Below are 22,951 nucleotides of genomic sequence, written 5' to 3' on the forward strand. Positions count from 1 at the left end.
TTACTTGTGGAACAGGGTCTAGCACCGATATTCATCGGTATCTAAGGACTTGCAACTTGTCGCTTGAAGCTTGCCCCTGTTGGGGCTTCTAACTAAAAACTCTTACACTTCAACAAGTCCTGATATAAATCTTCAGGAGGCAGTGAACCATCTGGTTTTACCTTAAGGTAAGTAATATGCAAATGGGTAGGCGAACGTTTCTCAGAAGCGCTCTTGCCAGTGCGTCCGATATGGGCAATGCGTTGTCCTGGTTTTACAATGTCTCCTGGTTTTACAAATAGCTTACTGTTGTGGGCATAATAAAAAATGCCTTGGGTACCAGGGTCATAAACCCATAGATAATGACCACCCTCTAGTGCACTGCCCGGTTTCCAGGCTGGGTCATAAGCTACCACAATGCCGCTGCCCATCGAGAGCGTATTTACTGGCTTGCCTGTGTTGTCATCCAGGTTGTCCTGATTGCGGTCATATATAAAAATATCGTGTGAAGGATGTCCTCCGTGTTCATTGCCATCAAAGTAGTTGTAACCATTGGGCACATAGCCTTCCCCGTTTTTACCTCCAATAAAATGCTTGTTATACCCTTGAATGGGAAATACCCATTGCTTACGCCCGTAGTTTATACCTCCATTTTGGTAAAAATATTTTGCCACCAATGGCAACAACTTTTTAATGCTATCTTTAGCCGCTGAGCGCTTTATTTTACCATCCCGCACCAGTGTATTCAATTGGTCGAACCGCTCACAAGGCGAAAGTATTTTAGTTGCTTTGATAGGTTTGTTTTGGGCAACCTGAGCCAAGGTAACCGTAGGAGGCAAAGCCACTTGTTGGGTAGTGGGCGGCTTTTGGTCGCAAGCCAGCAAAAGCAACGATAATAAACAATAAAAAACTCCTCCTGCAGCTACAGGAAGAGTCTTTGTTTTGGGAGTGAATGTTTGCATAGAAAAGTTTGGTTTTAAAAACATCTTTACTACCTCTTTATTTTGCTAACCCACTGCTACTGCTGCTTGTGGCGGCTTTTTCGGCGTCACTACTTGCCGCAGTGTTATATACATATTGTAGTACAGTTTGCCCTACAGCCTCTAGGGTGTTTTTGTCAATAATAGACATGTTATCCGCGTGGGTATGGTGGTACTTAGCAAAGTAAGCTGTTTCATTGGTAGGGTCAAACTCAATAATATCAATCATAGGTATATTGGTATGTTTATTTACATACGTATGGTCATCTACAATTTCAGGAGCATTCTTAGGAATAAATACATTGCCATAACCCAGTTTGGCAGCAATGGCCCATACCTCATTTACTGTTTCGCCCGCCGTTCGTACCGAAAAACCTTCTTTGTACATTTTGGCTCCTTTGGCACCCACCATATCCAGCAAAATACCATAATAATAACTGCCAGGGTTATTTTTAGCCCAGTATTGTGAGCCCAAACACCAAGTATCGGCTTTTTTGTGCTCATCTTTAGCAGATTCAGGGTAGCCCAGGTCTTCGCTGTCAAACAATACAATGTCGATATTTACTGTTGGCTTTTTGGGCGATGTGTGAATGGTGCGGGCAATCTCTAACAAAACACCCACCCCACTGGCGCCGTCATTGGCACCATCAATGGGTTTGTCAGTATCTTTGGTGTCTTTGTCGGCAACGTGACGGGTGTCCCAGTGTGCTGCCAGCAACACGGTGCGTTTGGCCGCAGCAGCAGCGGGTGCCTTATAGCTGGCAATAATGTTACGCGATTTGAGCACTACACCATCATAACGAATGGCGTCAAAACCTTGTGCCTTTACTTCCCAACCATAAGATTTGAGTTTATCTAAAAAATAATTTCCACACTGTACGTGAGCGTCAGTATTGGGAACCCTTGGACCAAACTCGACTTGTTTTTTTACAAAGGCATACGCTGAGTCGGCATTGATTTTTGGGGCATCAACCAGTACCAAGGGCTTAGGTGGGGGAGGAGTAGAGTTTTTTACAGTACTCCCTCCATTGGGTTTGTCACCGCTACAACCTGGCAAAGACAGCAGGGTAATAGCAGACAACAAGCAATATATAATGAATGTATTGATAACAAGTTTTTTCATTTTCATTGATGTTTTTTCAGTAGTTGAGAACAAATATACCAAGTTTGAGAACCGATGCAATGAAAAGCAAGTGCTTGTGAACGTAATAGAGTTAATTGTTCTTATATAGTTGAATCAGCAACAATGGCAAAATGGCAATGCCAAGCACGATAAGGTAAGTGCCATAGTTTTTGGTAGAACTGGTCACCATGTCGAAAAATATAAAAAGAGCAGCAATGATCGCGTATGCTTGTGAGAAAATTTTTAAGACTTTGCTGTTTCTAACAATACCAATAATGGCCGTAACAATAGGCAAACCAAAAAGGATGATGGTTGCAGCAATAAAAACCAGGGTTATTTTTATGAAGCCTCCTACCAAAGCTTCTACGACGTCTTTTGCCAAGAGTGGCGAAGTAACCAAAAGCAATAGTAAGGTAGTAAGTAATATTCTTTGAAAATTTTTCATGGGAAAAGTTAGAGGAATCAATTTTTATTTTTGTAGAGTTGTAAAATAATGAGTGGTAAAGCACCTGCCAATGTAAGGATTAAAAAAGGTGTTAAAATTTTGATTGAACCAACACTAATAACAAAGCTACTAAGGGCAGCAGTAATGAGCGCAATTGAGAATCCCTCAGATACCATTTTTAATTTTTGATTGTTTTTAACTACCCCAAGTATTGCTGTGACAATAGGAGTAAGCAAAACGAAGGCAAATGCAAATACTACTATCAATATTGAGACAATCCCATCAATTATACCTGTGGGATTATTTGCCTTTGATGGAGTGACAATGCTCCACCAAAAAAGCAAGGTAAGAACAAATACTTTTGGAGTACTTTTCATAAAATAGTTAGCGTTGCTTTTTCCTGGCTTCTAAAATAACGAGTGGTAATGCGGCAATCAAAAAAATAATGAGATGAAATAGCCAAGGCTTAAGATCATTGTATACCGCATTGGTTGCAATGATCCCCAATACTACAAAAGAGTATGCTTTAGAAAAAGCTTTGAGTTTCCTGTTGTTCTTTTGTATCCCTACAATTGCTGTAACGATAGGAATGAGCAAAACCACGGAGGAGGCCAAGGCTATAAAGATCAATACTTGGGCAACTCCATCAACTATACCCATTGGGTTGCCTGCCTTTGATGGAGTAACAATACTCCACCAAAAAAGCAGGGTAAGAACAAATACTTTTGGGGTGCTTTTCATAAAAAAATTAGTTTTGCTTTTTCCTGGCTTCTAAAATAACGAGTGGTAATGCGGCAATCAAAAAAATAATGAGATGAAATAGCCAAGGCTTAAGATCATTGTACACCGCATTGACTACCACGAGTCCCAATGCTACAAAGGAATATATTTTAGAAAAAACTATGAGCTTCTGATTGTTCTTTTTTACCCCTACAATTGCCGTGATAATAGGAATGAGTAAAAGTACAAACCCAACAACGGCTATTGCTAACAACACTTCAAATAGTCCGTCAAGGGAATGTAACAGGAGGCTTTTTGCCATGAGAGGAGCAGTAGCAAGTCCTCCAAGCAATATGGTAAAAACAAGTCTTTTATAAGTATGTTTCATAGGTCGTTTTTTTGTGCAAAAATATCCCCTGACAATGGTGTACATCATCAGGGGAAGGGTACCAAATGGTATAATAAGCTACTACTCTACTTAACAAATATGGCTTGAGGTATTGACATTGAAGTACCACACCAATTTTTAGTAACTGATGTCAAAATCTTCGGGCTCAAACACCGTCATTTCTGCTTCAGTTACATAATCTTTAGTACCCAGGCGATCGGCTTGTTTCATATACACCTTTTCAAATAGGTTACGTACACCACGTCCATTGCCAAATTTGGCGGCATCGGTACCAAACGACTTCATGATCAACTTGCGAGCGTGTAGCTTGGCGGCATCGGTGAGCTCATAGCCCCGGTCGTGGCACATTTTTTCAAAAATTTGTGTAAGCTCATCCAGGTTATAATCATCAAAATGGATTACTTCAGAAAAACGAGAACTCAACCCTTGGTTGGCCGCCAAAAAACGCTCCATGTCCTTGGTGTATCCAGCAGCTATCACTATGAGGTTTTCGCGATAGTTTTCCATGAGAGGGGTCAAAGTATCAATCGCTTCAGGACCAAAGTCTTGGGTGCCACCATTGGTAAGGGCGTAAGCTTCGTCTATAAAAAGCACCCCCCCCAAAGCATTCATCACTACTTCTTCTACTTTTTTGGCGGTATGTCCTACATATTTTTCTACCAGGTCTGAGCGTCGGGCTTCTACCAGGTGCCCCCGCGAGAGTAGCCCTATTTCCTGAAAAATTTCGGCAATCAGGCGTGCTACCTCTGTTTTGCCGGTGCCAGGGTTGCCCATAAACACCAGGTGCAACGAGGGCATCATTACGTTCATCCCCTTGTCCTTTCGCATTTTGTGCATTTTTACAAAATTGGTCAATACCTTTATTTTGCGTTTTACTTTATCTAGCCCAATCATCTCATTAAGGCGTTTCTCGGCACTTTCGTATTGTGCGGCTATCAAGTGTATCAGTTTGGCAATTACCTCAGCATCAGTACGATATTTCTCCTTATCGTCAATGCTGTAAATTAGCTGATTATCGATGATAATTTCGTCGTTGCTGGTTTCAAACACAAACTTATCACCTCTCAAGTGGGCATCTTTAATAATAGCCCAAGAAATAAACTTGTCGAAGCTATGGCTGCTACTTTCTGCTACAATAGAAATACCTTTATCGGTAAAAACAACACTGTGATTGGAGGGAAAAAGAATTGGTAAAAACCAAGGCTGATCGGTTTCTATCAAAAAATAAATTTCTTCATTAAAAGGCAGGTTATGCAACATGCGGGCATTTTCCCTTTCTTCTACACTCAAGCCCTTTACTCCTTCTATTTTTTGGGTAAATGACGCATTGCCATACCCATGTATAAATACAGTACGATGGTTTGTGAAATGGTTACAAAGGTTGGGATTTTGCTCTAATACCTCTCTTACTTTACTCATAATTTTATTTACAATATTTCGGATCAACTGTTAAAGTATACCCTGAATTGGCAGGTAAAGTTATTGCCACCATCTTTTCTTTCGTGTGGGTGCTCTGTGGTGACAATATATAATTCTCAATATAGCACCTGTTAGCAAGATAGAGAAACATACGACAAAAAAATATATTTTACTTACCTCCCTTGTTTAAGTATGCTACTTAGGCACTTATTGGGCTAGCTACATGCCAGGAAGGATTTTTATTGTTGTTATATACAACTATATTTTATATCACAAAAAAATGCCTCTTATATGAGTGATTCACATTAGCTCAACAAATGTAATTTGTAGCTTAAATTGGTTGAATTTGCCTGATAAATGGGTGAAAAAAAATGTGTTGAAAAAAACGTTGTTTTGAGAAGATAAGCTGGGTTTATGAGGTATTTTGGGTAAAGAAGAAAAAAAAACAGGCAATTTTTAAGGCAAATCATTGCTATCCCAAAAAAAATCCTAACTTTGCACCTTAAGTTTGATCACTTATTTTCCGGACAGTGCTCACCAATATTGGGGGGCATTGTCTTTTTTATTTTATACCCTTCTCTTATACTCCTATCCTCTTTTTATTTCTCACACTATCACGCTGACGCAATGCTTTTTATGGTTGTATTGTGCAACTATATTATAAACCATTAAAATATAGCATTCTTAGCGAAACAGAAAATTTTATCCTACTTTGATCGTTTAGAACGTAAGTTTTGCTGCACAACCAAGTATGGGGGCATTTTATGAAATATAATAATGAGTGGAGTTTTTTTCAGCTGCTCGGCTAATCAACGGGTTTTGCACACCACCTTAATTTATTAAGTATCATCAGTACATTCACCTCATCACATGACTTACTATAACAACACCTGAGTTTTTGATACTTAACAACACCCAACATACTGTTTTTACTACCTGACACAAATTACCCCTAAAAAATAAGTAGTCTTGAATCAAACGTTTGGTGATAATTGCTTATAATAGACAAATGGTAAATAAACAATGTAAAGTTCAGTAAATCAGGTTACTTTGGCACGATTACTTAACAAGTGAAAAACTTGTAATATTCTTTTTTTTTCTTTTGGTTTAAAAATTGAATATATTTTATCCTGCTGTTTTTCGCGTGGATGTATATCTTCACAAACTATCTGATCATCAAGCTTCAAACAGTAGTTTACTTTAAGGCGTTGGTCAGTTTATAAGCATACAACTCTCTGAGGGCAAACTTGGGGCGCTAGGTAGCATAAGTTGAGTACTTGGATAATAAATAAAATTAAAGGCAAATAGTTTTAACCCTATAAAAAGGTTTACCAAAAAATGTTTTAAGTCAGTGTGTTTGAGCACGGTCAGTGGGTCTGGCAAGGTTTTGTCAATGGTACCCTTACATCAGTTCTTTTTAAAACGCCAGCCGCTGTGGGTTGGGTAAATAAAGGTAAATCACTTTTGAGTTTACATGATTTCTAACGAGGTTTTATTTTTCGCGGCATTTATTGTTTTTATTCTGGGCATGCTTATGCTTGACCTGGGTGTTTTTAATAAAAAGTCACACATTGTATCTTTTCGAGAAGCCACCCTCTGGAGCGTTACTTGGGTAACGGTGGCAATTATTTTTTATCTGATCATAAGAAATTATGGACATGTGATGCATGGCATCGAAAACCAGGCGCAACTCAACGATGTTATTTCTAAATATAGTTCCCTTAAAGAAGCTCCCCCCTCAGATCCAAAAAATTATGAACAAAACCTGGACAACTATCGCCGGGTGATTGCACTTGAGTTTCTCACTGGATATTTGCTTGAATATTCACTTTCGGTAGACAACATCTTTGTAATTATTTTAATTTTTGTCTCGTTCAAAGTGCGTGAACAGTATTATAAAAAAGTCCTGTTCTGGGGCATTCTGGGTGCCATTGTCATGCGCTTTTTGTTTATTTTTCTGGGTTCAGCGCTTATTCAAAACGAAGTGGTGGGCAAATGGATTTTTTACCTCTTTGGTGGTTTCCTGCTCTATTCGGGGATTAAAATGTTTTTTGACAAGGATGATGGTGAAGCCATTGACACCCAAAAACATCCTATAGTAAGGCTTGCTTCGAGGTATTTCTCTGTGTTTCCCCGTTATGTGGGTGACCGTTTCTTTATTCAGCGTTATGGGCGTATTCAGATCACCCCTTTGTTTGTTGTATTGCTAATTGTTGAATTTACTGACCTTATTTTTGCTGTTGACTCTGTACCAGCAGTATTTGGAGTCACCAAAGACCCTTATATTGTATTCTTTTCAAACATATTTGCCATTTTGGGCTTGCGTTCTATGTTTTTCTTCTTGTCTAACATTATGCACATGTTCCATTACCTTAAGTTAGGGTTGGCCTTTTTACTTATTTTTATTGGAGCCAAAATGTTGTTACACAAATGGTTGCATTCTATCGGTTTCGAAAATCACTACTCACTCTTTGTTATTATTTTTATTTTAGGAAGCAGTATTGGTGCTTCGCTTGCTTTTCCGGCAAAAAAGAAAGAAGGAGAAGAGGCAAAAGAACAAGCAAGTGTGTAGCCTCTCTTCCATCTACCGATTTTATAAGCCGCTAAAAATCAACGTTCTATAAAATCGGTAAGTTGCTTGTAGAGCAGTGTCAAACTTGAAGCACCGATATGCATCGGTATCTAAGGACTTGTTGCTAAAAGCACCGATATGCATCGGCATCTAAGGACTTGAGGCTGTAGAAGCTCTTGACTATACATCTGTATGATATTAAAAACCCTTGTCTGAAGAGGTATGTCAGACAAGGGTTTTTGTTTGGTAATATTGAGTTTATGTGTTATTTTGCTTCTAACTAATAAATTTATAATATGTTGAAAATGAGTATACTATGAGTTTGTTAGTTGCATGTGGAACAGGATGTACCTAGTTCCTTGTCGGTGCTTAAGAGTGCCTCATTATCTCTTACCTTTTGCTCTTCTGGCAAATTTTATATCAATAATACTGAAGCCCTTATTGTATTTATCGTGGGTATGTTGTAGCCACTTTGCCCTTTTGTTTGCGGCATGCTCGTGCTCAAAAACTTGTATTTTAAGCTTTTTGTCTTCAAACTTTGTGTGAGTAAAGTCATAATGAACACTACTCATTTTTGCGTGTGAAGGATCAGTCGCGTGTATGGTGGTTTGGTGTGAGTGGTGAATCAATGGGGTAAGGTAGACTTTGATAGGGTGAGTCCAGTCAAAGTTATCTTCTTTATGAACCACAATATGCACAGGGTAATACAAAGCTCCAACAAAGCTCAGTGTGTCTTGCTCTATCACGTGTAAGGTAATGCTGCCATTGGCATCGGTGGCCAGCGAGTCGTCTTTATTGAGGTGGGTCAGCGAGTGCACATTTACTTGTGACAGTGGCAGGTGGGTTTCGGCATCAAACACTTGGAAAACTGCTTTACTTTCGGTTTGTGCAAATGTTGGAACAAGGGCAAAAACCAGAAAAAAAATGGTGAGAGAATGTTTCATATAGTAAAATTTAGTTGTTAAAACTCTTAAGCTCGTCGTCTAGCTTATCAGCCCACCACTCCAGATCAGCCACACAGGTAGCAAGCTCCTGATAATCCATACCGCGAATGTCACGCTCATAAGTAGCATAAATTTTATTGGTATCTTTAGCAATGGTGAGTTTTACTCCCAGATTTACATCATTCATCTCTAGTAAGTTGTTCAAAAACTTTTCACGAGCAGTGGTGCTTAGTTGAGGTACATCGGCAAGAAACGAGAATATGCGTAGGTATTCTCTGGTTTTTTCTTTGCCTACTTCTACCGATTGAATAAAAACTTCGATGTTGGCAGAGCCGTGCTTCCAATGCCATACACGTTTTTCACCATCATAAGTTTGTTCAGTAGTTAAGCCGATGGACTCTACATAATGCCCAATCATAGCTTCTACCATTTCAATACGAATTTCTTTGATTGTTTTCATTTTGCATAAATTTTTCAATTATAAAAATAAAAAAAACTATTCTTTTTCAAATAGCTTGTGGGTAATTTACTTCATGTTTTGTTTTGCTTAATAAGTTCAATGTTTCTGATCCTTATTTGCCAAAGGCACAAAAAAACACCACCTTGTTATTTAAAGGTGGTGTAATGAACCATACAGGCACAAATTAATTAATGACTTACTCTTTACCTTTTATCAGTGATGTTGCACATAGTGTTCCCACTTTTCCATAGCTTTTTGAAAATCTTTGGGCAACTCAGAGTCAAACTGAATAAATTTTTGGGTAGTAGGGTGCACAAAACCCAATGACTTGGCGTGCAATGCCTGACGAGGCATTACTTTAAAGCAGTTTTCTACAAAAGCCCGGTACTTTGAAAATACTGTACCCTTCAAGATCTTGTCTCCCCCATAGGTAGCATCATTAAATAGCGGATGACCCAAGTGTTTCATGTGTGCCCTTATCTGATGGGTTCGTCCGGTTTCGAGGTTACATTGTACCAACGATACATAGCGTAGGTTTTTTAGTACTTTGTAATGTGTAACGGCATGTCTGCCAAAGTCACCCTCTGGGAATGCTGCTGTTACCCGGCGGTCTTTCAGGCTACGCCCCAGGTTTACATCAATAGTACCCGCCTCTTGTTTGGGTTCACCCCATACCAAGGCATAATAGGTACGTTCTATAGTATGGTCAAAAAACTGTTTGGCAAGGTGTTGCAAGGCGTGCTCTGATTTGGCTACTACCAATAAACCAGAAGTGTCTTTGTCTATTCGGTGTACCAACCCAGGGCGACCATCGCGGTTTTCGGGTAAGTTTTTAAAGTGATAAGCCAAGGCATTCACCAACGTGCCTGTCCAGTTGTTGTAGGCAGGGTGCACTACCATGCCTGCTTCTTTGTGTACCACTAAGAGGTCATCGTCTTCGTACACAATGTTTATTGGAATATCTTCAGGGACTACCTCAGACTCGCGGGGTGGCTCTGGCAATGATATAATGATGATGTCTTCAGGGCGCACTTTGTAGTTAGGTTTAACCTCCTGATCGTTTACCTTTACAAAACCTTCACGTATAGCGTTTTGAGTTTTGTTGCGGGTAATGTTGGGTACCCTGTCCATCAAAAACTTATCTATTCTTACAGGTTCTTGCCCTTTGTCTACTACAATGCGGTAATGCTCAAACAAATCGTCATCTTCAGGCGAGTCAGCCTGTATATTTTCCGGGGTATTGCCTGGATTGTCAGCGGCTTGCCAGTCTTCACTAGGGGTCTTCTCTTCTTCCATTTTTTTTAGATGGGGAGTGTTTCAATATATTTATTTGCAAAAATGAAGATTTTCGAGCGTATAAAAAATTTAAAATGTGGACAAATGCATTTGAGGTAGTGTTTGAGTTATAAAAAAGGCAAAAGGAAGGGTAAGAGGGGTAGAAAAGGGGAAAGGCAAGGAATATAGAGCGTGCATTGTTACAAAATGCACACCCTGGATTGAGTCGTTAGTCTTTATCAGGAGAAATGGCCAGGCTGGCTTTTTCTGAATCATTCATCCGGCCAATATAAGATTTTAATGCGGCACGGGTATTTTTTAAAGCCAATTCATAGCTTGCTCCTGTTGCCCTGCATTCGGGTATTTTGGGAGCATAAGCTTCATAATGATTGCCTTTTTCCTCAATAATAATTTCAAATTTATAGCCCATGATAAACCAATAATTTGTTAAACAATAATGTTTGAAAACCCTCAATAAAATTGATGATATATTTAAACTACAATGATAACGTTTTTATATTTGTTTGAATATGTTGCAGGGTCAAATTTAGCATTGCAAAGGCCATTATACTTGGTTATTTGACATAATCTAAGGTAAACTTTTCGAATAGCTGGGCAAACAAAAACATCTCAGGGAGGTTACTTACCTTGATTTTACCCAACATAATGGCCATTTGTGGCTTGGTTTTGCCTAAGTTTACATCTACATAAGTTTGGGCTTTGGTGCGCACCGTGCAAGTAGGTTTGTTGTGGTGCCCTGTCTTTACTTCTAGTTTGCCATTTTGCACTTTTACTGTATACAAATAATTACCTTTAGTCTGGTCGGTTAGAGTAAAGTGTAAGTTGCTATCAATCTTGTGCTCCAGCGCTTTAGCTTCTCTAAACCTAATTGCCAATGTATCAAATATTTGTGTTGGCGTAACGTCTTTCTCTTCCATTAATTTATCAATTTTTTAAACTACCATTGGTTTTAGTGCTTGGTTGTATGGCTGTTTTTGCTAGTTCAAGCATCTTTTTGTTATCATCATATAACGCAGGGTCTTTTGTAATTATCAAAAAAGCCTGGCTAGGTTCTTTTTGTTTTTTATAATCCGACACCCAAATCAAATAAGCCTGTTCCTTTTCCATACGTTGTATGCTTTGATTTACCGCCTCTAGGGGCAATTGGTTGCGGTGGTAATAGTTGTTGCGTGAACTGGTTTTACCAAAGCTTCTAAACTGTGACCTGCCCTTGCCACTTATACTGGACTTACCATCATATACACTTACTGTCCAGTCTATTATATGGTATCCATAAGGCCCCCAAATGTTTAGTTGGTTGAGCCTTTGCGTTTTATTAAAGTAAGTCATCACTGCTTTGCCTTTGGTACGCGAGAAATTACTCTTAAAATAAATGATTGTAGCACCAACAATAAGAATGGCCAGTATAATTGTTTTTTTGTTCATAGTTAAAGTGTTGTAAGCCAGTAGCAACAAACGATAAGTTAACTTCAAAAAACAAAAGTTAACAATGAATAAAAAGCGTTGTGAAGAGATAAGGCTTGCCCCTAAAAATTAATCACTTTTTATCCTCGATGCTTTTAAGCTTTTTACGGGCTTCAGTTACAATATTTCGATTAGGCGAACGGGCAATGATCGAATTAAGGGTGGCTTTGGCTTGAAAATACTCCTTGAGTCCAATATAGTTATCAGCAATGAGCAGAAAGTTTTTACCCCGTAAATCATCGTCCATAGGAAACTCTTTGCTAAGGCGAAACAGGGCATCGAGTGAGGACTTGTATTGTCCTTGATTATAAAGTACGTGCGCGTACGAATAAAGTGCAATGGCTCCTGTTTTGTCTTTGGCACTTTCGCTTACCTTTTTAAATAACGGCAATGCTTCATTAAATTTATTTTCATCGTAATAAGATTGGGCGATATATAAGGTAGCCTTATTGCGTGAAGCGGTAGAGTTACCCTTTTCTATGATTTCGTTGGCATAATAACGCACCGAATCCAGTTTTTTCATTTCATAATAGGTATTCATGAGGCCTTCCCAGGCCTTGAGTTGGTTTCGCGAACTTTTGGTAATAGAAGCCAACATTAGGTAACTGTCAATGGCAGCCCGGTACTGCTCTTTTGCATAAAGCAAATCGCCTACCCGACGCATAGAACGTTCCATATAGGTGCTTTTTTGTTCTTGTACTACTGCCATGTGGTAACGCAATGCATTTTCATTATCACCACTGTTCAGGTAAGCTTCCCCCAGGTAATACTTGGCGTTAGGGCTGCCGCCTTCGGGGTATTTACTAATATAAGCCTTGAACAAAATGATGGCTTCGCTGTACTTTCCGTCAAAAAAGGCTTGCTCGGCATTGCGTAAGTCAATCGTAAGCAATGCTTTACTATTAGGGTTTACTTTTTTGTAATTACGTAAAATTTCGTTGAGCTCATCAGTTCTTCCTGCCTGGGTGAGCAAATCTTGTAAGCTCAACAATGCACTGGGGGCAGTACTATGAGTAGGGTGGTCTTTCAATATAGCCTTATAATCTTTGATCGCCTCATTGGTATTATCAAAGTTTTGGTAAGATAAGGCGCGTTTGAGAAGTGCATTAGGACGTAGTAGCGAATGTGGGCGTTCTTTCATCAAGGTAGAAAATCCTGCAATGGCTACTGAGTAATGGCCATTTTCCAGGTCTATCAAAGCTTTTTCGTATAAAGCCTGGTCGTAATAACGCGAATTAGGGAAGTTTTGGACTACATCCTCAAACTTTTGTTTGGCAAGGTCATAATCGCCTTGTGCTACCTTGATAACCCCTTGTTGGTAATAAGCATAATCCTGTTCGGGATGTTTGCCTGCAATGAGTTCGTCGTATAGATGTAGCGCGTTAGCGTATTTTTTTTGCACATAAAAACAATCAGCCAAACGAGTGACAGCATCACTGTAAGGGGTAGTTTCTTCTTCAGCAGCTGTGCGCAGTTGCCACGAAGTAACACACTGCTGAAAGTAAGGAAGTGCTTTGTCGTATTCACGCAGGTTATAATATGCATAGCCCAAGCCATAGCTTGCTTTCAGGGCGTATTTGTTTTGGTTATCGAAGGCTTTTCTTACTTGCAAATAGTAAGGGATACTTTCTTTAGGCTTTTGCGAAATAGCATAACATTCGGCAAGCCAGTAACGGGTTACATAGCTCAATTGTGGCAGGCGAATGTCTTGCAATGATTTATTGAACATAGCAATGGCTTGGCTATAAGCCTCTGCATTGAAATACTCTACACCACGGGCAAAGGCAATTTGTTGATAAGCCGATTTGATTTCATCGTTTCTATTGGGCAGCTGTTCTATATAAATCAAGGCTTTGTTATATTCTTTAGAGTGCATATATGCTTTGGTAAGCAGTACCTCAGCATCTTTGCGTTGGGGGTACCCTGCATAGCTCTTGATAAACTCCTCGAGGGTTTGAATACACTCAGTATATTGCTCCAGATCGTATTGTAGTTTGCCCAAAGTCCAGGTAGCTGACGACTCAAGACTGGCATCATAGTGCATTTTTCTTACTTGATCGAAAGAAGCCGCCGCAAAGCGTTTGTTATTCATCTTGATGTAACAAATCCCCAGGTAATAAGCGGCTTTTTGCCCCATTTCATTTTCTTGTGCGGCAATGTTCTTAAAACTTTCGGCGGCCAGTGAGTAGCTTTTGAGTTTGTAATGAGTAAAAGCAATCTTATAGGCAACATCGGCAGGTGGTTGATTGCTCAACAAGCCCAGGTAGCGATTAAAATAAGACATTGCCTTGTCGTAGTTGTTGGTATAATAGGCTGCCTCACCTGATAAAAGGTATAAAGTAGCAATTTCGTCTACGTTTTCATTACGTTGAAACAATGAGTCGGTATAAGTGAGCAGGCGGGGGTATTGCTGCTGCGCATAATAATTAGAAGCGATAAGTATTGGTACTGTCTTTTGGTAATCGGGCGATTGAGCGGCCATTTTTAGGTCATTGATAGAGCTTTGATAAGCTTTTTGTTTGTAACGAATATAGCCGGCATAATAGCTCGCTGCATAGCTGTAAGCGTGGTCGAGCACTTTTACCTTATCGAGGTAGGCCAGTGCCTTGTCGTATTTTTCAAGCTCAAAATATGCCTTACCTAGCCTAAAGTCAAGCTTGATCTGGCTATCGTTTGTTTGTACTTTGGCTTGTTGAGCCTGCAAAGTTTTCACTTTTTCTAAGTACTCTATTGCTGTAAGGTATTCTTTTTTTTCATAATAATAGTTACCCCAGGCGTAATGAGCTTGCGCCACTTTGGGGTGGGTAGGGTGAGTACGTACAAACTTTTGGTACAGCTTGGTAGCATTAGACTGTTCCAGTATAAGTGCCAGGTATGCTACATAAAACCGGGCTTCTATCAGGTTTTCCTGATGTTTGGTTTCTTCCTTATTTTTTTGCAGAAAATCCTCAAACTGTTGTTTGGCAGCAACATAGTTTTTTTTGGCAAACAATGCCTTGCCTCTTTTGAAGTAACGGTCAGGGTGTTTGAAAACATGGGTGTGTTGTGCATAGACCGTAGAGCTTAAGGTCACTACACAAAAAATAAACAGGTACAGGGTTTTCAAATACAGTGAATAACGTATGAGTTTTTGCATGTTATTTTTTTTTAGAAGCCAGAAGTCTCAAGCTTCAAGTGGTGGCCAGGTAGCCTTTGATAAAAAGTGAGCTTGACTTATGGCTTGTAGCTAATTACTTGTGGCGAGTTTACGCCAATATTTTAAAAACCAATTCTTGTAATATCTGAGCGTCAGAAGTGTTGCGGGTATTTACCCCCTTTGACTGAAGGTCGGCTTCGCGGAGGTAGTGAATGATATGTACTACCTTACCCAGCGAATAATGCCTCATTGCTACCTTATAGTCTTTGACAAAGTAAGGACTGACCTTAAGTACTTTTGCTAGGTTTTGATCACTTTTATCAGTGACTCTATGCCCCACCAGCAATTTACAAAAGTATTGAAATATCATAGCAATCGTAGGAATTAATGGCTGGCTTTTGGGGTTGGCTTCCCAATACATCAATATCTGACGTATTTTGTACCAATCTTTTACCCCTAAAGCTTTTTGCAGTTCAAATATATTATAAGCTTTGCTGATGCCCACATGTTCTTCTACCAAGTGCTCATCAATGGGTTTACTTTGATCGTTTACGTTTAGCAGCAGCTTGTCAATTTCGGTTTGTAAGCGTCCCAGGTCTGCCCCTATCGATTCGGTCAACATGGCGGTTGCCTTAAAGTTTGCCTGATAGCCTTTTTGTTTAAAATAGCCCTCTATCCAACCTCCTACTTGGTGCTCTCTTATTTTTTTAGACTCTACCACTACAGCTTGCTTGTCAAATAGTTTATAGAGGGTAGTGTTTTTATTGAAGCTTTTATGTTTGTGGTTAAACACTAACACAGTAGAAGGTTGAGGTTGTTTGATATAGGCTTCTATTATTTTTTTGCTGTCAGCCTTGCTCCAGTCAGCCAATTGTTGAGCTTCTTTTACAATGACCACCTGTTTTTCTGCCATCATCGGAAAGCGACGTGCGTTTTGTACTATAGTACCCAGGTTGGTGTCTTTGCCGTATAATACGATTTGGTTAAAACCCTTTTCGTGTTCTTGTAACACGTTTTTTTCGATAAAGTCTGAAATTTGGTCAAGATAATAAGACTCATCACCGTGTAAAAAGTAAATGGGGGCGTATTTTTTTGCCTTCAGGTCTTTCAGTACATTTTCTGGAGTTTGGGGCATATTTTTCTTTTTCTTATCATCATTTGTCAAGGGCAAATCGTTCCTTGACAAAGGTGTGTTTTCACTGCAATTTTAAAATTAGTAAAATTTATAATTTCCCCTAAAGTTTCACCTTCTTTCTTTGTTTATATAAACCTATTGTAGGCATTGATACCAAGTGGGGTAACTTAGGAAACAAGTACTTTGATGGTGTATTATCGTTGGTTTTTTGTTACATTTGTTAGCGTTTTTATTCAACTATTTGTGGGTAAAAGTCGCCATTTCCACACATTCATGTATAGGGTTATGCGATATTATTTTACAAAAAATATATGCCTTTTATTTATTGTATTATCAATCTGCAGTGTGCAGGCACAACCACCTTCTAAAAAAGCTGTAGACAGCCTAGTTAACTTACTTTCGTTGTCTGAAAAAGGCGAGAAAGTAGACGTATTTATCAAGCTTAGTTATTTGTTCAGTGGCGAAGATCGTGGGCTAGAGTATGGTATCAAAGCTCTAAAGCTGGCAAAAAAACTAGAAAATAAAAAGGGGATAGCCAAAGCACAAAACTGTATAGGAAACTACCACCTGCGGCATGAAAACTATGCGGCTTCTATCAAAGCACAACAAGCTGCTTTAGCCGCCTGGCAAGAGTTAGAAAATGAAAAAGCAATTGCAGATACCTATTGGTTTATGGGCAATGCCTATACTGACAAGTCTGAATTTACCTCGGCACTTAAGAGCTATGTCGAAGCCCGAAAGTATTTTGAAAGAACAGCAAGTGATGTACAACACGCCAATACTTTGCGAAAAATAGGAGTGATTTATTCGAAACTAAGTGAATATGAAAAAGCCCATGAATATTACCAAAAAGCCCTTAAACTATACAAAGCCAAACAAGATAATCAGGGCTTAAGCTCTACCCTCAATAACATAGGAGTGGTATACTCTAACCAAAACGAGCAAACCAAAGCTTGGGATTATTACAAAAAGTCGCGATTGATTGCCATGAAAACCAATGACCAGTTTATGATCTCGATAACCACAGGTAATATGGGCGAGGTACTATCAGCACAGAAAAAATACCGGGAAGCGTTGCCCTACTATCAAAAAGAGTTGAAGATTTTGAGAGCGCTCAACATCAAAAACCGTCAAATAGAACCCCTTGAGTATATGGCGCAAGCTTATGCTATATTGGGTAAAATAGATTCGGCAATATACTTTGGTACTAAAGCTTACAACCTAGGTACTCAGATTAAAGAGAAGTTTAGGATGATAGAAGCATCTAAAATCTTGTCGGACATATATTCCGAAAAAGGTTCACCTGATTCAGCTTTGATGTACTATAGGGTATACACCCAATACAAAGACAGCCTCTTTAACCGTACCCGTGCGTTGGAGTTGGCCGAAGTAGAGCAAAAGTATTATGCTGAAAAGTATGCCAATGACCTACAAGATCAACAGAAGCGGCGTAACTTTATTATTACTTTGGGGGCTTTGTTTGTCGTGTCTGTATTTGCTATTTTTCAATGGGTGTTTTTTTCGCGACAGCAAAAACAAAAGAAACAAGCCAGCGAAAACATAGAGTTGTTGAGTCAAATTGGTAAAGAAATCACCTCTTCGCTTAACTTAGAAGAAATCTCAGACAAAACTTATCAGCACCTTAACCAATTGATGGATGCCAGTATTTTTGGCATTGGGATCAATATACCCGAAGCTGAAATTGTAGAGTTTAAGCTTGCGTTGAAGGATGGTAAAAAAATGAAGCCTTACAAGCGAAGCTTACACTACAAAGATCAATTTGCGGTGTGGTGTTTAAAGAACAAAAAGACGGTATTTATCAACGATCTCGAAAAAGACTACAGCCAGTATATTGACCGTTTTGACACCCAGTTGGAAAGTACACTTAGTAAATTTGAAGATGGCACTTCTATTCCTGAGCAACCTCAGTCGAGCATTTATTTGCCACTACTTGCTGATGGCCAGGCGCTAGGGGTAGTATGTGTACAAAGTTTGAAAAAAAACGCCTACACCGATTATCATCTCAATATTTTGGAAAACCTGGCGGTGTATACAGCCATTGCATTGAAAAATGCCAGGGCTTATGAAGAGAAACGACAGAAAAATAAGCAAATAGAGAAACATGTAAAGAAGTTTAGGCAGGCAAATAAGCTTATTCAAGAGCACTACCGAGAGTTGAACCGTCAAAAAGAACACCTAGAAAAAACTAATATAAAGCTTAAGCAAAGCCAAGATTCCAAAGCCCGGCTTACTGCAATGATTGCCCACGACCTAAAAAATCCATTGAATGTAATATTTGCCTATAGCAGCGAAAGTGAAGCGATGAAAGCCGAAAACCCTCAGGTAAGAAAACAGATCCAGGACATACACCGCTCGGCGCGTAGAATAAAATCATATACCAACGACATGCTAGAGGTACAAAAATATGCCTCGTCTAACCTCACGTTGAGCAAGGCACAGCATCGTTTTCATAAAATTGCTCAAGAGGCAATTCACTATATGAAGCCCTTTGTCGAAGAAAAGAGCATAAAGGTACAAAACAATATTGCTGGGCGTTTGCAGGGCAAGTTTGATGCAGTATACCTTGAGCGGGTTTTTGAAAACCTGCTAACCAATGCGATCAAATATACGCCCATTGGCGGAGCCATTACCTTAAGTAGTGAAGAAAAGGGTGACATTGTGTGTATAAAAGTGGCGGATACCGGGCAGGGAATTGATCCAAAAGATTTTGAGAATATATTTGAAGCCTTTAATCAAGTAGGCAATGCCCGTGACTTTGCCAATACTGGGTCTACCGGGTTAGGACTTACTTTTTGTAAAATTGCCCTTGAAGCACATGGTAGTCAAATCAAAGTAGCTTCTACACTAGGCAAAGGTACCGTGTTTTATTTTAATTTGCCCAAAGTAGAAGTTACCGAAACGCTGGCTACTCCTAAAGACAACAAGCCGGAGCCTTTGCCTGCGACTGATGCGGAAGTTACTGGCGAGATAAGTCCTGAAGAGAAAGTGGTGATTCTGTCTTTTATCCAAAGTATAGCAGATGTGCCTTTCTATAAAAGAAAAAAACTGGAGGAATTGGTTGATCAGTTTCAGTGTGATCCAGCACAAACTGGTGTGCAACAATGGAAGTTGAAAGTACAGGAAGCACTGAGAAAGAGAAATAAGATAAGGTACCAGGAGCTCATCGATGAAATAAAGCCTGAGGCATAAACAATGACCTCAGACAATCACAAAGAATCATTGATGAGCGTATATCCATATTTGAAAAGGTATTACCTAATTACTTACCATCAAACATATAAAAATTATGCAAGCAACTGTGTTGATAGCGGACGATAGTATACAGAACTTAGAGATACTACAGAAATACTTAGATAATGCTGTATTTGAGTACGAAATATTTGAGGCAAATAATGGAGAAGAAGCTTGTGAGATTGCTGAAAATGAGGTGGTAGACTTGATTTTGCTGGATTGGGAAATGCCTGTAATGAAAGGGATTGATGCTTTAAGGCGGCTGAAGGCGCAGGAAAAAACCAAAACTATACCTATTATTATGGTAACTGGCAGAGCTGAGTCAGAAGACCTCAAAGAAGCATTTGACGCTGGAGCTACTGACTATGTAGAGAAACCAGTGCGCGAAAAAGAGCTACAGGCAAGGGTAGAGTCTGCCATTAAATTATATAAGGCGATGAGCCTGATCAAGGAACAAAACATAGAAATAGAAAAGCAAAAAGAAATGATAGAAAGTCAGGCAAACCGTGAACTGAGCGTTAAGGCAATGGAGAGCTATCAGAAAAATCAAATGCTTGAAACTATTTATGCTGAGTTGGGCAAAGTGTCGAAGATGACTGAGGGCGAAGCCAACAAAAAACTGCAAAAGGTGCTAAGGTTGATCAAAGAAAGCCTGGCGTTTGAAGATGAATGGAAAAACTTTGTAACTCATTTTGAGAAAGTACATCCTAGTTTTTTTAGAACGCTCAAATCACAGTGCCCCCAGCTTACTACCGAAGATTTAAAGCACTGTGCCTACATTCGTATTTACTTGTCAAATAAAGAAATAGCCCAGTTGCTCAATATCACTCCTAAGAGCGTAATTACCCACCATCATCGCATCAAAAAGAAGATGGCTTTGTCAGACGAGCTCAAGTTTGCCGATTATATTCGGTCTTTAGGAGAATAAAAAGTGCGTTTCTGATCAATATGAGCCTTCGAAACCGTGTTGTCAATACTTTGTCTATCTTTTTGTAGACCTTTTGTCAATACGGTTTTTTTTTCTCTCCCAACTATTTGCCCTACCTTTGTAATGTAATCAATGAGCCAGTTAGCAAACAAACTACAAGGTTCTTCAACCAAAATCCTTTAACACATTCTTTAACCAGCTCACCAGCTAGCAAAACTCAGTGACCACTTTACGTTACACTTATTGATAAAATTATTTTATTAATGTCTAAGGACACAAACAATATCAGCGGCATGAAAGATTATTTTGAAAATCCGAAAAAAGTTAGAAAACTAGGTATGGGTCTAATGGGGTTAAACCTGTTATCTGAAGAAGAAATAAAAGACCTATTAGGAGAAGAAGGAGAATCTTTATTAGAAGCCAATGCAATTGTTGAGTCAAAAAGATAACCAAATTATCAACTGCCCTAAAGATTATAAAAAAGAACAACCTAAAACAAAACATAATAAACAATAGACCAATAAACCACAAAACAAACATCCTTCAACCAGTATTGAAACCAGTTATGCAACTAAGTTTTTCGAAGGAATTTTAGTCAACTATGCCTTACTTTAACGAAGCAGCAACCAGTGGTCGCTGCTTCGTTTTTTTATGCCCTTATAAACATTTATTGGTAGTGTAATAGGTCTGCTCTAAACCCTTTACATTATTTTATCATCTTGTATTCCACTTATTTATCCCCAAGATTTATGCAATTTCTGTCCCAATAGCAGGGTACACATGATGAGCTACCATAATACCCTTGTTTTGTCTTCCTATTTATTATTTTACCATATTGATGCCACGCTTCAGGGGTTTCTGTGGTAACTATTTCACTATTTTTTAAGCAAGCATTTTCTATTGCCTACATTCCGTACAGCCACGGCGAGTTTTCAACTATGTTGTTCCCTCACTGAGTTTGACATATGAAACTAGTGCACTGGGGGTTCAATAAATGCGCTATTTATTCGAGGGTATTTTGTTTGCTGACGCACTTCAAAAAGTGCGCAGAGTTAGTTTACAATTCCGATGTATATCGGAACCGGAGCTACGCAAACTTTTTTAAGTAAAGTCAGCGGGCTAAAGACTCCGAGTAATATGGTAGGAATTTAGTCCCCAGTGCACTAGTGCATTAGGGATTAAATAAGTTGCTTATTAATTTGAATGAATTAACTACGTTGAGCTCGCGAAAAGCTCGGTTTTGTTTTCTGACGAGTCGTGAAAATGGCGGATAGTTCGCTTTCTGAATTCCGATGCATATCGGAACCTTAGCTATCTAACTTTTTTACGAGGAAGTCAGGGGGCAAAAGCTCACAGTCCTCCGAGAACAAGCTCGGAGCTGTGAGCCGAACTTGATTCGGGGACGCCAAATAATATGTGAGTAACTTAGTGCCTAATGCACTAGTGAAAGGTATGAAAGCTTTGGTATACCTGGGCGTTGGGTGAGGCTAACCAAAATCGGATTTATTTGCTTATTTTTACATTTCAAAATACAGTAACCCACTAAAGCATTATGAAAAATACACTTTATCTCTTACTTTTGGCAGGTTTATTATTTAGTAGTGGAGCTACTGCCCAAAGCGACCAAAAACAAATTAAAGAAACCTTAACATCTTATTTTACACTCCTCGAAAAAAATGAAATGATCAAGAGTTTAGATTATCTCTATCCAAGGTTTTTTGAAATAGTACCCAGAAAACAAATAGAGAAATCTATGAATGGTGTGCGCAACCGAGGCATCAGTTTTCAATCTCCTCTATTAACCAGCCTATCCGATGTTATTCAAGTAAATCAAGCAAAATATGCGCTGGCAGCTTATACTTTTAAATTACTCGTGAAAAAGAAAGGAAAAAGCGAAGTTGCTTTGCAAGACCTTGCCTCATTCTTTAAGCAGGTTTATGGCAACAACAATGTAAGTCTGGACCATGCAAACCAACAGTTAGTGATTCAGACCAAAGGTGAAATGTATGTAATCAATGACCCTGCTTATCAAGGCTGGAAGGTTTTAGAGAAAAAGAAAGAGGAACATAAAGTATTAAATAAATTATTACCCAAAGAAGTATTAGAAAAATTATGAAACGTATTGTATTAATTGGATTAGTTATCATAGCGTTAATTCAGGGAGTATGTGCCCAAGATACTGACAAAAATGACATTCGTAAAACCATGCAGGAATATGCCACGGCTTTGAAAACCAGTGGCAACAAAGGTGGTTTACTGTTTGTGTATCCCAAAGTGTTTGGGTTGGCAAACAAACAAGTAGTGCTGCAACGCATGGACAACAAAAAGGAGGCAAGTAAACACCTTATTTTTGAGCGAATTACCGTAACCCATATATCTAAAACAATGGTGGTAGATGGAGTGAAGTATGCGTTGGTAAACTATCAGGACGAGCACAGCCATAGCTTAGCCCAACCACAGCAAGTAAAAAATGCCCACAATATTGCTTCTGCACTTGCTGCCACCCACACGAGCTCTAAAAATCCCCAAGCGAAAAAAATGATTTTAACCAGTAATCGCCAGGCGTATGCAGTAAAAGAGCTGACTTATAAAGGTTGGAAACTGGTAGAAAAAAACGCAGCAATGAAAGATATTTTGCAAAAGGTGTTGCCCCAGCAAGTATTGAAATTGCCATAAAAAGGCTTGAGTA

Annotated in this window: 21 protein-coding genes; 6 read left to right on the forward strand and 15 right to left on the reverse strand. The window is 39.1% G+C overall.

What is annotated here, in order from left to right; translation table 11 throughout:
• Positions 1–92: 92 nt before the first annotated feature.
• The 7 genes from M23134_RS20595 to M23134_RS20625 all read right to left on the reverse strand — a co-directional run bounded on the left by M23134_RS20595 (position 93) and on the right by M23134_RS20625 (position 5,075).
• The gene (locus tag M23134_RS20595) at positions 93–941 is read right to left on the reverse strand and encodes a peptidoglycan DD-metalloendopeptidase family protein (RefSeq protein WP_053337340.1); all 849 of its coding nucleotides are present in this window, start codon (positions 939–941) and stop codon (positions 93–95) included.
• A 37-nt stretch (positions 942–978) separates the two neighbouring features.
• Positions 979–2,082, reverse strand: coding sequence for a M28 family peptidase (locus M23134_RS20600; protein ID WP_198145062.1), 1,104 nt, complete (start codon positions 2,080–2,082; stop codon positions 979–981).
• A 91-nt stretch (positions 2,083–2,173) separates the two neighbouring features.
• Positions 2,174–2,527, reverse strand: coding sequence for a hypothetical protein (locus M23134_RS20605; RefSeq protein WP_045113999.1), 354 nt, complete (start codon positions 2,525–2,527; stop codon positions 2,174–2,176).
• 17 nt (positions 2,528–2,544) lie between these two features.
• Positions 2,545–2,904 (reverse strand): hypothetical protein, encoded by a 360-nt coding sequence (locus tag M23134_RS20610; RefSeq protein WP_045114000.1) that lies wholly within the window; start codon positions 2,902–2,904, stop codon positions 2,545–2,547.
• 7 nt (positions 2,905–2,911) lie between these two features.
• On the reverse strand, positions 2,912–3,268 hold the full coding sequence (locus M23134_RS20615; protein ID WP_002699467.1) for a hypothetical protein: 357 nt from the start codon (positions 3,266–3,268) through the stop codon (positions 2,912–2,914).
• A 7-nt stretch (positions 3,269–3,275) separates the two neighbouring features.
• Positions 3,276–3,635 (reverse strand): hypothetical protein, encoded by a 360-nt coding sequence (locus M23134_RS20620; RefSeq protein ID WP_002699468.1) that lies wholly within the window; start codon positions 3,633–3,635, stop codon positions 3,276–3,278.
• Between the two features lie 138 nt (positions 3,636–3,773).
• On the reverse strand, positions 3,774–5,075 hold the full coding sequence (locus M23134_RS20625) for an AAA family ATPase (protein WP_002699472.1): 1,302 nt from the start codon (positions 5,073–5,075) through the stop codon (positions 3,774–3,776).
• Between the two features lie 1,474 nt (positions 5,076–6,549).
• Here M23134_RS20625 and M23134_RS20630 point away from each other — a divergent pair.
• Entirely contained in the window at positions 6,550–7,647 is a 1,098-nt protein-coding gene (locus tag M23134_RS20630; RefSeq protein WP_002699481.1) for a TerC/Alx family metal homeostasis membrane protein, read from the forward strand.
• A 383-nt stretch (positions 7,648–8,030) separates the two neighbouring features.
• On the opposite strand, the gene M23134_RS20635 is transcribed toward M23134_RS20630, so the two are convergent.
• The 8 genes from M23134_RS20635 to holA form a co-directional block, all read right to left on the reverse strand.
• Positions 8,031–8,591 carry a hypothetical protein gene (locus M23134_RS20635; RefSeq protein WP_002699484.1) on the reverse strand — a complete coding sequence of 187 codons (561 nt, stop codon included), beginning with the start codon at positions 8,589–8,591 and terminating at the stop codon, positions 8,031–8,033.
• 10 nt (positions 8,592–8,601) lie between these two features.
• Positions 8,602–9,051 (reverse strand): YbjN domain-containing protein, encoded by a 450-nt coding sequence (locus M23134_RS20640; RefSeq protein WP_002699486.1) that lies wholly within the window; start codon positions 9,049–9,051, stop codon positions 8,602–8,604.
• Between the two features lie 213 nt (positions 9,052–9,264).
• Positions 9,265–10,347, reverse strand: a complete 1,083-nt coding sequence (locus M23134_RS20645) for an RluA family pseudouridine synthase (RefSeq protein ID WP_002699487.1) — start codon at positions 10,345–10,347, stop codon at positions 9,265–9,267.
• 208 nt (positions 10,348–10,555) lie between these two features.
• Positions 10,556–10,756 (reverse strand): hypothetical protein, encoded by a 201-nt coding sequence (locus tag M23134_RS20650; protein WP_002699489.1) that lies wholly within the window; start codon positions 10,754–10,756, stop codon positions 10,556–10,558.
• Positions 10,757–10,901: 145 nt separating this feature from the next.
• Complete coding sequence (locus M23134_RS20655; RefSeq protein WP_002699491.1) at positions 10,902–11,264, reverse strand: SCP2 sterol-binding domain-containing protein; 363 nt, start codon at positions 11,262–11,264, stop codon at positions 10,902–10,904.
• Between the two features lie 7 nt (positions 11,265–11,271).
• Complete coding sequence (locus tag M23134_RS20660; RefSeq protein WP_045114001.1) at positions 11,272–11,772, reverse strand: hypothetical protein; 501 nt, start codon at positions 11,770–11,772, stop codon at positions 11,272–11,274.
• A 112-nt stretch (positions 11,773–11,884) separates the two neighbouring features.
• Positions 11,885–14,947 (reverse strand): tetratricopeptide repeat protein, encoded by a 3,063-nt coding sequence (locus M23134_RS20665; RefSeq protein ID WP_002699493.1) that lies wholly within the window; start codon positions 14,945–14,947, stop codon positions 11,885–11,887.
• A gap of 109 nt (positions 14,948–15,056) precedes the next feature.
• A complete protein-coding gene (gene holA / locus M23134_RS20670; protein WP_045114002.1) occupies positions 15,057–16,082 on the reverse strand; it encodes a DNA polymerase III subunit delta in 1,026 nt (341 codons plus the stop codon).
• Positions 16,083–16,427: 345 nt separating this feature from the next.
• Between holA and M23134_RS20675 the strand changes: the two genes are divergently transcribed.
• The 5 genes from M23134_RS20675 to M23134_RS20700 all read left to right on the forward strand — a co-directional run bounded on the left by M23134_RS20675 (position 16,428) and on the right by M23134_RS20700 (position 22,938).
• Complete coding sequence (locus M23134_RS20675) at positions 16,428–19,292, forward strand: tetratricopeptide repeat protein (protein ID WP_002699496.1); 2,865 nt, start codon at positions 16,428–16,430, stop codon at positions 19,290–19,292.
• A 97-nt stretch (positions 19,293–19,389) separates the two neighbouring features.
• Positions 19,390–20,262, forward strand: coding sequence for a response regulator (locus tag M23134_RS38575; protein ID WP_002699498.1), 873 nt, complete (start codon positions 19,390–19,392; stop codon positions 20,260–20,262).
• 263 nt (positions 20,263–20,525) lie between these two features.
• A complete protein-coding gene (locus tag M23134_RS20690) occupies positions 20,526–20,711 on the forward strand; it encodes a hypothetical protein (protein ID WP_045114005.1) in 186 nt (61 codons plus the stop codon).
• 1,103 nt (positions 20,712–21,814) lie between these two features.
• Positions 21,815–22,378, forward strand: a complete 564-nt coding sequence (locus M23134_RS20695) for a hypothetical protein (protein ID WP_002699502.1) — start codon at positions 21,815–21,817, stop codon at positions 22,376–22,378.
• A complete protein-coding gene (locus tag M23134_RS20700) occupies positions 22,375–22,938 on the forward strand; it encodes a hypothetical protein (RefSeq protein ID WP_002699504.1) in 564 nt (187 codons plus the stop codon). Before M23134_RS20695 ends, M23134_RS20700 begins: the two co-directional genes overlap by 4 nt.
• The last annotated feature ends 13 nt before the right edge of the window (positions 22,939–22,951 follow it).

This window comes from Microscilla marina ATCC 23134 (genome assembly GCF_000169175.1).
Classification (GTDB): domain Bacteria; phylum Bacteroidota; class Bacteroidia; order Cytophagales; family Microscillaceae; genus Microscilla; species Microscilla marina.